Consider the following 10,888-nt stretch of genomic DNA (forward strand, 5'->3'; position numbering starts at 1 on the left):
TCCTGAATATTCATTAAAAAAAGATGGGAAGAAAGCTTTTAAGCCTCTATAGGAATCCGGTTTGATTTCTGAAAAGATACGTAGGTGTGTTAGCAAGGAGAGTACGGCACCAAACCCTTGATAATGGTGCGTTACGAACTTCGTTCTAACACACCCTACAATACCTAATTTTGTTCAAAAATCAAATATGAGTCCTATATCTATCAGGATAATTCAGCAGATTACAGGGTATAGATGGGGGGCAGGGGGTAGGGGGCAAAGCTTTCATGACTCCTGAATTCTGTTTTGTTATTAATCAGTTCTATTTGGGAATACTTGTACAAGATGCGGTAGCTTTCACCAGCAACAGATATTTGGAAGTCCCTTATCCCCTGCTGAGTTGGCAAAGAAGATATAAATCGCAACAAGCGTGATCAAAAGTATGATTTTGCAATCAGTTTTGTACACAACGACAAATCAACAATCCTTACTTTGTGCGAATACTGCGACATGGCAATGCTCTCCTACCCCATCTATTATTATTGCTGCCCCTGATAACTTTAACCCTGATGTGCAAACACCACCGCCACAACTTATTCCACAACTTATTCCAAAACCTACTGCTCCCACAGTCACGCCAGTACCGCTAAAACCAAAACCGACTACTCCTTCGCTGAAAACCTCACCACCGCGATTGACTCAAGAAGCGGATCAAATTGCCGCCGGGCGAGCTTGGAAATATTTTGAACGTAATTGGAATCCCCAAACAGGTTTAGTAAATTCGGCAGACAACTTGCCCTGGACAACTTGGTGGGATCAGGGTAGCGCCTTATTAGGAATTCATGCGGCTTACCAGTTAGGGTTATTGCCGCAAGATATCTTTCAACAGAGGATGAACAATTTACTACAGACGTTAGAAAAACTGCCGCTACCGCCAACTGGTTTGCCCAACAAAGCTTATAGCACCCGTACTGCCGAAATGCGCCAACTCAATGACACCCCCGATCCCAAGGGTACAAGTGGTTGGTCAGTGCTAGATATGGCGCGATTTTTATTAGGATTGCATATTATGCGATCGCATTATCCAGAATATAGCGATCGCATTAATCACATCGTCACTCGCTGGAATCTATCGAAACTTGTCAAGGATGGTTGGTTAAATGGTGCTATCCCCAGAGCCGGCAAACTTCTCGAAGTGCAGGAAGGGCGATTAGGCTACGAGCAATATGCTGCTCACAGTCTAAAGCTGTGGAACATTCAAGCTACTAATGCTCTCTCCAATCCACCAGTCAAGACGGTTAAGGTTGATGGTATTACTTTGCAAATCGATCAACGCAATTTCAAAAACTCTGGAGCTACTAACTATCTAACAAATGATCCTTATCTGCTTTGGGGTTTAGAAATGGGTTGGAATGATGCTGTCAAGCCTCAAGTGCAAAATCTTTTGAAAGTGCAACACCAACGGTTTAAGCGCACTGGAATTTTAACTGCTATAAATGAAGATTCCTTAGATCGTCCCCCTTACTTTCTGTATTACAGCGTCTACGCCAATGGTAAAACTTGGCAAGCCGTTAACACTAGGGGAAAAGCCTATCCCCAATTGCGGTTTGTCAGTACGAAAGCAGCATTTTCTTGGTTTGCTCTCATTCCAGATGAGCCTTACACGAAAATGCTGCGAGACTTTGTTCAAAATTTATCAGATAAAAATCGCGGCTATCTTTCAGGCCGATATGAAAATTTCCAACTCGGTGTTAATGCTTCAATTGACGTTAATACGAATGCGATCGTTTTAGAAAGTCTGCTTTACCAAGCTAGAGGCAGGCATCCACTAGCCGATTAATTTTATTTTTGGTAATACCAATTTGAACAATCATTCCGATAGATGAAGCACTTAAAAGCCTATCCAGTAATTCTTGCTCTACGAGATGCTACCCGAATACAATCTAAAATCCAAAATTGTCTAATATGACTTCAGTTTCTCTTAGTAACAATTCCTCAAAGTTTTCAGGTAACAGCCGCTCATCACTCAAAAAAAGAACGCTGTTATTTCGCTACCTGGCAGAAATAAATTTAATTTTTGGGATCTGGTATTTGCAATGGCGCATTACCCATTCCATCAATTTTGATGCGCTCTGGATCTCGATTCCTTTACTAATGGCAGAAATTTATAGCTATTTCGGCGGTGTAATGTTTGTAATTGGGTTATGGCGTCCTTTAGTCCGACAGATTAAATCTATCGACCAAATGACCCCACCTCTACCCAAATCCGACTGGCCAACAGTAGATGTGTTTGTAACCTGCTACAACGAGCCGCCGGAAATTGTTGAAGAAACTGCCAAAGCCGCCCTAGCAATGAATTATCCGCCAACAAAGTTACGGGTTTATGTGCTGGATGATGGCAACTCGGCTGATATGCGAGCGATGACAGAAAGATTGTGTATTCAGGATTTGCAGTCACCACTACTACAACAAGAAGCAGAGCGGATTGATGCAGAACACTCTTATTTGTTGGAGCGCCTAAAGCAACTAGAAAACCTGACAACTAATACTCAAGCCGCAGAAAAATGGCTGCAAGCATCATCATCAGAACCAGTGGTTAACCAGGTTGCTACAGAATTTGTGCAAAGTCTGCGATCGCTTATACTTTGGTTATCTCCAGCTGATCACAGTATAAGCGATCGCTTAATTATCGAACGGAAAGCCTTAGAAGAAGCTATTCGCAAGAAAGAACTGAAACTAGTTAAACTCGCTCGTTTTCGCTACATTGCTCGTCCCAAAATATCTGGTGTACCCCACCACGCTAAAGCGGGTAATCTCAATTACGCGATTTTTTCTGGAGAAACTTCTGGACAGTTTATTCTTACCCTAGATGCTGACCATATTCCCAAACCACAATTTCTCAAGCGAGTTCTGCCTTATTTCTACACCTATAATCTTTTAATAGGTAAATATGAGCCGAATAAAATTGCTTTTGTACAGACACCCCAGGATTTTTACAACATTCCTCCAGGCGATCCATTTGGGCATCAGGCACATTTATTTTATGGACCACTCCAACAGGGGAAAGATGGCATGAATGCCGCCTTCTATACAGGAACTAATGCAGTATTAAGGCGTGAAGCACTGATTAGTGTAGGACTGCAAAATTTTGCTGATGAGTATGCCAAAGATGAAAAAAGTTTAAATGAATTTGATTTAGTTGGTGGGATATCGAGTAATAGCATTACGGAAGATATGAATACAGCCATGCGTCTGCATAGTGCTGGCTGGAAATCTATTTATCACCATGAACTTTTGGCAGAAGGTTTAGCACCAGATGACCTGAATTCTACTCTGAAACAACGGCTACGCTGGGCACAAGGAAGTATCCAAGTGCTAGTGAGGGAAAATCCACTGACAAAATCAGGGCTAACGTTTTGGCAAAGGTTGCAATATTTTAAGACGATGTATAGTTATTTTTCTGGTTTTGCAACTCTAGTTTTTATTTCTTGTCCAATCATCTATTTCTTTACAGACATCGTTCCAGTTAAAACCTACGGATCTGACTTTGCCCTACACTTTTTACCAGCTTTTATTATCAACCGTTTGACTTTCATCACCGCTACTTGGGGGATTCCAGCTAGAGAAGTTTGGCGAGCTGAACAATATGCGATCAGCCTATTTCCCTTATTTATCCAAGCTGTATTCAGTGTATTTTTTTGGGGCAAAATTAAATTCCAAGTAACGCCTAAGCAGCGACAATCGGGAGTTTATCTCCAACTAGTATGGCCTCAACTACTTATCTTTTTCCTCACTATTCTAGGAATATTATGGAGCCTTTACCACTTTGCAATTGATGATCTAAATAATCCTTTGATTCACCTACTCAATGGTGCATGGTCTATCTATAACTTGTTACTTTTGTCGGCTATTATCCGTGCATCTGTTTGGCAGCCTCCAAAAGAGACTTAAGAGGGTGTTTGAAAAGTCTGACAGGTTGTAAAAAAGCTCTCTCAGTATACGCTGTGAATAGAAAGTAGACAGCACCGAGAGAGCAACATGAGTAAAGCATACCCCAGCAATCTGACCCGCGCCCAATATGAATTTCTCAGTGATATGATTCCAGAACCAAAACCCGGTGGTCGCAAGCGTGAAGTCGATATGTGGGAAGTCATCAATGGGATCTTATATATTCTGGTAGAAGGAGTTAGATGGCGATGCCTACGGCGGGCTACGCCTACGCTAGCAGGTGATTTTCCCGCATGGCAAACAGTCTACACATATTTTCGCAACTGGCGCAAAAACGGGACATGGTTGAAAATTCACGATAGTTTGCGAGAGTGAACGAGAATTGATATTGAACGCCATCCGAGTCCGTCAGAAGCGATCATCGACAGTCAAAGCGTTAAGAGTGCGGCGATGCTAAGTCAATCGGTGGGCTTTGATGCAGGCAAGAAAATTAAAGGACGCAAGCGATTTATGACGGTTGATACCTTGGGGTTAGTCTTGCGGGTCTTGGTTACAGGCGCCAATGTAGGTGAGCGTGAAGGGGGAAAACAAGTCCTCAAAAGAGTCAAACAGTCTCACAAGCACGTATCTCGTTTGACAACCCTTTGGGTGGATGGCGGTTTTGATGGTGAGCCGTTCATGCACTGGGTGATGGACTTTTGCCGCTGGATTGTCCAGGTAGTGCTACGACCTGACCAAACGAAGGAGTTCGTGTTGCTCAAAAAACGATGGGTAGTGGAACGCACTTTTGGCTGGCTCATGGGGTGTCGCCGATTGGTCAGAGACTATGAGTTATTGCCGGAAACATCGGAGACATTCATCTACTTGGCTATGATCCGGATCATGGTGAGGCGATTGGCATAAAATTTGACCTCTCAAAACTTTTCAAACAACCTCTAAGAGGATATTTTAAAAGTCTTTCTAGTTCGCCTGTTAAGAGTACACGTCATCAAGAATTGGACTTTGGATAAAAGGTAAAAAATAGTTTAATCATTATAAGTAAAAATACTTTAATTCTCCGAAATTTTCCGATACAATCTATCTAAAGCTCACCGAATTAATGTGTAGATTTATACAAAATTTATAAGTTATTGCTTAAGATAGATTTACACACAATCAATGCAAGAATATGAAAAAATTTCTGGGTGCTTTAGTGGTTTCTAGTCTAGTAGGATTAGGAACCTTCTCTACCATTAACAAAGCTCAAGCCGCATCCCTAACAATCGATGCTACAGACACCTTTTTGAGAACCTACGCTGACGCAACTTATTACCAAGGTGTGAATACTTTTGCTGGTAACACTAAAGCCATATCCCTAGCAGATTTGGGTTTGAAAGGTGGCGACTCCATCAGCCTGAATACTTCTGGTATATTTAACACGAGTGTTTGGAGTCCAGGTCAAAGGAGCGACATGATCGGGGTATTCAGTACCTCAGACCAGCTCCTTGATACATCTTCTGAAAAACGTGTGGTTGATGATGTAGCCCTCAATCAGGAAGATGCCAACCAATATAACTACACTCAAAACACCTGGACTTCTAACACTTTGTTTGATTCTACTGCCTTCCCAGACTCTACCTTTGACTCTGGCAAAAATGCTTATATGTGCAGTGATGCGATCCTGAGTGACCCTAACAGAACCTGCGGTCAACAAACATTCTTTGATGGTGTTTTTGGCATCTTCGGTGAGACAACACTTACGATTCCCACCACGGCGAAGTTTTTGTTTTTAGCTGTGAACGATATGTTCTATAGTGACAATACTGGAAAAATATTGGTAGACATTAACAAAACAGCAATTGTGGATAATCAGGTTTCAGTCCCAGAACCTAATGCTGTTCTTGGTGTGCTAGCAACGATCGCACTAGCATTGAAAATGAAACGCAAGCAACAAGCTGCAAAATAGCTACTGTTGACTGTTGACCGAAAACGCAAAGGATACAGAGCAAGTGAATTTATTTATGGAGAAGCAAAAAAATGTATTTCGAGACGCACAGCGCAAGAAATACGAAGCGGAGCCGGAGACGCTCCGCCTCCGGTCCTTATTACAGAGCAACTAAATTTATTATGGGGATCAAAAATGTTTGAATTTTGAATTTTTAATTCGGAGCGAAGCGACGTGACGGTTAGTAGAAAACTTTGGACATAAAGTAAACACTGCGCTAAAATTTGATTTGTGAAAATTGAGAGGCTCAGATCCCCGACTTCTTTGAGAAGTCGGGGTATCTTGTTGTTCACAAATGATTTAGGATTGCTACATCTATTGCGGTTTACATTAGAAGAATGCCAAAATATAAATATATAGTTATCAAGCCAAATAATCGGAAAATAAAAACCATGAAGTTGAGTGTAACAGTACTAGAGCTCTCTGGAATATTAGATGGTATTAGAGGTAATGAACTACGTCGTGAAGTTAGCACTATTGTGGCAAATGGGTCTAATATTTTGTTGCTTGACATGAAAGAAGTAAACTTTATTGATAGCTCTGGTTTAGGTGCTTTAGTATCAGCAATGCAAATGGTAAGAACTGCTAATGGCAAATTTTTTGTCTGTTCGATCAGCGATCAAGTCAGGATGTTGTTTGAACTGACTAAAATGGATAGAATTTTTCAAACCTTTGCTGACCAAGATGAATTCAAGCGCAAAATATGGACAACACAATAAACTGCTAGACAACAGAAAATTTAATATGCACATTTGACTATACTAACCAAAGTTAACTTTTACCAAAGATAAATCATCATCAAGATTATCTTGAGCATTTAAGGCGAGAATCTTCGCTAATAGTTGATTTAGCTTATAGGTATCTTTCTGGCTATATTCGGTCAGTAAGTCAATAAAAGCATCAATACCCCAAATTTTTCCATCTGACTGCTTAATTTCATAAGCACCATCACTAAAGATGTATAAAGTGCTGTTTTCTTCGACATCAAAAACAGCATCCTCAAATTGGACATTAGGTAAAAAGCCAATTGGTAAATCTAAAGAACTTAGCTGTTTAACTTGGATGCTTGTTGTAGAGGTATTAGATAACAGTAAAGCTGGTGGATGTCCGGCGTTGGCATAAATGAGTTGATGTTTAAGGCGGTGATAAACCCCATACCAGATTGTAAAGTATTTATCACCGTGCTTCCTCATTTGGAAGGCATGATTTAGGGCTTTTAAGACTTCACTTGGTTGACAAAAGTTAGTGTTCGGTAGGGATTGCGATCGCAAAACATTCAGCACAGATACAGATAGGAGGGCTGAACCCACCCCATGTCCTGATACATCCAACAAATAAATTACCAAATGATCCTCGTCAATCCAATGATGATCGAAGCAATCACCCCCTAACTGCGCTGAAGGAATAAACAGACTTTCTGTAGTTACTGCTCCTACAAGCGGTGAAGGTAAAAGCGATCGCACATAATCAGATGCCTCAGCCAATTCTGCTTCCAAAATTTGCTTTTGAGTTTGCAAATCCCGATTGAGTGTCTCCAAAGCTTGCTTTTGACTTTGTAAATCCTGATTCAGCTGGTGTAACCTTAATCCTGCTCTTACCCGTGCTTTCAATTCATTCATCTCTATTGGTTTAGAGATAAACTCATCTGCTCCAGCGTCAAGTCCCTTAACTCTATCTTCCTCCTCTCCTGGGGCTGCTCCCCTAGCAGTCAATAGAATAAAAAAAGTAGTTGCCAATTTTGGATCTGCCCTAATTCGACGACAAACTTCTAGCCCATCTAGCTGGGACATCATCCAGTCACAGATAATCAAAGCAGGATGTAGTAATTGTGCTTGTGAAATTCCTTCCTCGCCATTGCTAGCGACACTGGTATCATAGCCCTGATTTTGGAGTGTTCTTTTCAGTACTGTTCGCACTATCGGGTCATCATCAATAACCAGAATTTTAAACATAGATTACAGTTTATTAAGTAAAATGATACGTAAATAGTTGCTTTAATTTAACCTATATGCAATTTATTTGGGAATGTATAGTGAAAATACTCAAATTAAATAAATTAATTACCGAATATGATCATGTCAAAATATTTTATTGGTTAAAAAGTGAAAAATAAAATTTATCTAAAAGTCAACACAGACCTTACAGCGTCGCCTCAAGTATTATCTTGGTTCGAGCAGATGAATCAACCACCTATTCCTGATAAACAAATTTGGTGGCAATGTCAAACACTTTTGATGGAAGGCTTTACTAACATTGTTGAACATGCCCACAAAAATTTACCTATTGAAACTCCTATTGAGATAGAAGTTGTGCGATTAGATAAATATATAGAAATTCGCATCTGGTCTCAAGGCGAACCCTTTGACTTAGAGCAGAAATTGCGGCAAACACCTGAATTTGAGGAGAATGAGCAAGAGCGTGGTCGTGGTTTAAAAATCATGTCCATGATTGCTGACAAGTTGAGTTATGAGCCAACAGTTGATAATCGGTACTGTTTATTTATTAGTAAATATTATTAAAGAGGAATGGGGAGTGGGGAAATAACAATTTAAAATTCAAAATTCACGCATTCAAACATTTTAGACAATTTCAGACGTTCGCGTAGCGTCTCGCAGAGAAGAGGAGTGCGGTCTTGGGGTCTCCCCAAGAGGAGCAACTCCGGGGGATTTAAATCCCGACTGAAACTGAGCGGAGTCGGAGACACTCCGCCTCCGAGCTACGTGTAATGGTACAGGTCTTAAACCCTTCGATTTCCGATAAGGGAGGTAGGGGAGAAATAACACTGACTACTAACTCCTGATTAAAAATTCTTGGATGCGTTTAACAAACTCTTCTAATTCTGAGATGAAGTTAGTAGCACCTTGATGCTCTTGGTTATAAGCTAGTTGTTCTAGTTTTTCGGCTACCAGATACATATTGCTCAAGAACTATCCGTTCTGTGGAGTCTTCCACAAGAATTATCAACGGATTGTTAGAATAATTTTCTTGGATATTATTAGTAATCCGAATATCAATATACAAAGGAGAAGCCGTATCTTGTGAGCGCATAATTCCCTTTAATTCAAAATTATCTTGCTCTCCTTGTCGAATTGCATCAAAAATATCTTCAAGTCCTCTAATTTTGGAAACACAATCCGAGCATCCTGGCCGGGCTTCACCTCATTAGGAATATCGGCAAAATGATTCAGTCCCAAAGAGTTCTCCAGAATCTTGAAGTTTTCATCAATTATTAAATATTCAATCCGACATACAGATAATAATTTTGCCAACAATGAGTTACAGGAGCGATCGCATCTGAAACTTCTTCTGGAGCAATAATAATACCAAGTTGCAATAGATAGTATTATTTAAGGGAAGTAAAATCGGTGTACAGCGATGCCTCGTACTCGGATTAAGATCATTCCTCACTTGGATTACGCAGAATTAACCCAACGCTACCGACGTTGTAGAGAAGTATTTGACCTTACAATTACCAAGACCACTACATGAAAAAAGTGCAACCCTAGAAGAAAGGGTATTTTTTAAAGCGCAACTGAAGTTTTTTGTCCGATTAATGCGTTGGTTATGCCCTCATAAACAAGTAGAAGTCTGGGCACAGGATGAGGCTCGTTTAGGACTCAAGCCAGTAGTTCGTCGAACCTGGGCTTTGAAAGGTCAACGTCCAACTGCTCATCATTATCCGCGCTACAAATGGCTCTATACTTATGGTTTTGTTCATCCCCAGACAGGCAACAGTTGTTTGTTTATTTTGCAAGCGGGTAAATACAACTGTGATGCAAATAGCCTTAGAGGCATTTGCTAATCAAATTAATTCCTGTAAAAACAAGTTAATTATTTTGCTTGTAGACCAAGCAGGTTGGCATACTACTCGTCACTTAAGTGTCCCACAAGACATCATCATGTACCCCATTCCCCCATACACTCCTCAACTTAATCCTACCGAGTGTATTTGGCCATTACTTAGAGAGCGATTGGCAAACAAGGTGTTTAATAACCTTGATGCTCTAGAGACTGCCTTAATTGATCGTTGTCAGTGGCTGATGAATAACCCCCTCACTGTTAAGGGAGAAGTAGGATTTTCTTGGCTCTGTTCAATATAACGGAATGTAACAATACTATCTTTTGCAACTTGGTATAATCTGCTGGGAAATAGCTAGAGTAATAACAGGAGCGATCGCTGTACTCATGCTATTTTTATCCTGTTCAGTGCGACTCTTCATCGGCTGCTTCTCGCAATTTAGGAATGAACTCAGTTTCTTTTAGACGCATTCCCAAGGCAAAGAAAGTTTCAGCCATATCGTCTTTAGAAACTTTAGTGTCTGTTAACTGCGAGAAGCGTCGCTTTATTTCTTCTAAAATCAGATCCCGTAACGCCGTGACATCATCTTGTAATTGGACTTTAGTCTGAAAGATTTCGTCTCGAATTGAGGTAGTTTGGCTATCTAACGTCTCATCAAGCGACTGAACGCTGTTAGAGAACTTTTTATTGAGTCTATCAACCTGTTGCCGTAAGTCAAGAGTTTCTTCTTGAGTTGTCGTGTTGAGTGATTTCAGCTTTTTCTCCAGCGCCTCAAACCCTGCCTTTAGTTCAGCCGAAAAGTTGGACTTGAGTTGATCAACTGCGATCGCATCTGTTGTTGCAACTGAGAGATATCTGACTCCAGCTTATTAAATCGATTTTCGTACTCTCTTACCTGTGTTCCAAGAATAATATCACGGATCTGATCGATATTGCCAAGGCGTTCTCGTACATCGTCTTTGCTCATCTGACTCATTAGGAAAATCTCCCTTTTTGGTAATCAATTGGGTACAGGAGGTGATGGATTTAACTGACACTTAAGCTAAAAATTCTCAGCAGAGGACGCAGCTAACTCACCGAACCTGCTTTTAGTACATCAAATTTATTGTTCCCAGTTGTTCACAAGTTCTATAGACCTCTTGCAAAAGTCCCTAACACCCCACCCCCAACCCCTCCCC

The 10,888-nt window shown here is 40.7% G+C and carries 8 protein-coding genes and 2 pseudogenes; 7 read left to right on the forward strand and 3 right to left on the reverse strand.

All coding sequences use genetic code 11. From position 1 onward, the window contains the following. The first annotated feature begins 409 nt into the window (after positions 1–409). The 5 genes and pseudogenes from V7K36_RS28210 (at position 410) to V7K36_RS28230 (ending at position 6,630) form a co-directional block, all read left to right on the forward strand. On the forward strand, positions 410–1,819 hold the full coding sequence (locus tag V7K36_RS28210; RefSeq protein WP_335120968.1) for a DUF3131 domain-containing protein: 1,410 nt from the start codon (positions 410–412) through the stop codon (positions 1,817–1,819). A 125-nt stretch (positions 1,820–1,944) separates the two neighbouring features. Further along, a complete protein-coding gene (locus V7K36_RS28215) occupies positions 1,945–3,930 on the forward strand; it encodes a glycosyltransferase family 2 protein (RefSeq protein ID WP_335120969.1) in 1,986 nt (661 codons plus the stop codon). A gap of 87 nt (positions 3,931–4,017) precedes the next feature. Further along, positions 4,018–4,830, forward strand: a pseudogene (locus V7K36_RS28220) (IS5 family transposase). Positions 4,831–5,095: 265 nt separating this feature from the next. Continuing rightward, positions 5,096–5,872 carry a PEP-CTERM sorting domain-containing protein gene (locus V7K36_RS28225; protein ID WP_335120970.1) on the forward strand — a complete coding sequence of 259 codons (777 nt, stop codon included), beginning with the start codon at positions 5,096–5,098 and terminating at the stop codon, positions 5,870–5,872. A 431-nt stretch (positions 5,873–6,303) separates the two neighbouring features. After that, positions 6,304–6,630 (forward strand): STAS domain-containing protein, encoded by a 327-nt coding sequence (locus V7K36_RS28230; RefSeq protein ID WP_335120971.1) that lies wholly within the window; start codon positions 6,304–6,306, stop codon positions 6,628–6,630. 42 nt (positions 6,631–6,672) lie between these two features. Here V7K36_RS28230 and V7K36_RS28235 read toward each other — a convergent pair whose 3' ends face one another. Beyond that, complete coding sequence (locus tag V7K36_RS28235) at positions 6,673–7,863, reverse strand: PP2C family protein-serine/threonine phosphatase (RefSeq protein ID WP_335120972.1); 1,191 nt, start codon at positions 7,861–7,863, stop codon at positions 6,673–6,675. 150 nt (positions 7,864–8,013) lie between these two features. On the opposite strand from V7K36_RS28235, the gene V7K36_RS28240 reads away from it, so the two are divergent. Continuing rightward, on the forward strand, positions 8,014–8,430 hold the full coding sequence (locus V7K36_RS28240; protein ID WP_335120973.1) for an ATP-binding protein: 417 nt from the start codon (positions 8,014–8,016) through the stop codon (positions 8,428–8,430). A 355-nt stretch (positions 8,431–8,785) separates the two neighbouring features. On the opposite strand, the gene V7K36_RS28245 is transcribed toward V7K36_RS28240, so the two are convergent. After that, the gene (locus tag V7K36_RS28245; protein ID WP_335120974.1) at positions 8,786–8,959 is read right to left on the reverse strand and encodes a hypothetical protein; all 174 of its coding nucleotides are present in this window, start codon (positions 8,957–8,959) and stop codon (positions 8,786–8,788) included. Between the two features lie 412 nt (positions 8,960–9,371). Between V7K36_RS28245 and V7K36_RS28250 the strand changes: the two are divergent. Further along, positions 9,372–10,011: pseudogene (locus tag V7K36_RS28250) on the forward strand (IS630 family transposase); the annotation flags it as partial. A 483-nt stretch (positions 10,012–10,494) separates the two neighbouring features. On the opposite strand, the gene V7K36_RS28255 reads toward V7K36_RS28250, so the two are convergent. Then, on the reverse strand, positions 10,495–10,686 hold the full coding sequence (locus V7K36_RS28255; protein WP_335120975.1) for a hypothetical protein: 192 nt from the start codon (positions 10,684–10,686) through the stop codon (positions 10,495–10,497). Positions 10,687–10,888: the final 202 nt, after the last annotated feature.

It is taken from the genome of Nostoc sp., assembly GCF_036919555.1.
Classification (GTDB): domain Bacteria; phylum Cyanobacteriota; class Cyanobacteriia; order Cyanobacteriales; family Nostocaceae; genus Nostoc.